At 66.7% G+C, this 436-nt stretch carries 2 protein-coding genes; both read left to right on the forward strand.

Annotation, left to right across the window (positions count from 1 at the left end; all coding sequences use genetic code 11):
- On the forward strand, positions 1-201 hold a 201-nt coding region (locus PROKR_RS36750; RefSeq protein WP_036959295.1), incomplete at its 5' end, for a hypothetical protein.
- Between the two features lie 43 nt (positions 202-244).
- Positions 245-436: hypothetical protein (locus PROKR_RS33520; RefSeq protein WP_036959297.1), on the forward strand; the 192-nt coding region annotated here is incomplete at its 3' end.

Here is a 436-nt window from a genome sequence, read left to right on the forward strand (position 1 = left end):
CCTCCGCTATGTGGAACTGGCTCGACCGGTGGGTCGTTCACGCCCATCGCGCTCGGCTTCCGCATCATGGGCCTCGGCCTTCGGATCGTGTTCGAGCGGGTCATCCGGCCCGTGTGGAACGGCATCAAGACGGTGGCCTCCGCTGCCTGGGATGGATTCGAGACAAGGCGTTCACCCCGCTTCGGCGAGGGCTCGACGTGATCGGCGCCGCATTCCGTGCGGCGAAGACCGTGATCGGCAAGGCGTGGACGGCATCAAGGCCGCCACGGCAGCTCCGATCAACTTCGTGATCGAGACGGTCTACACCAAGGGCATAAAGGCCACCTGGGACAAGATCGCCGACGCTGTCGGGCTCGACCTGACGCTCCCGCCTGTCGACCCGATCAAGGGCTACGCGACCGGTGGCGTCCTGCCCGGCTACACGCCGGGGTCGCGA

It is taken from the genome of Promicromonospora kroppenstedtii DSM 19349, assembly GCF_000515355.1.
In the GTDB taxonomy this organism is placed as follows: domain Bacteria; phylum Actinomycetota; class Actinomycetes; order Actinomycetales; family Cellulomonadaceae; genus Promicromonospora; species Promicromonospora kroppenstedtii.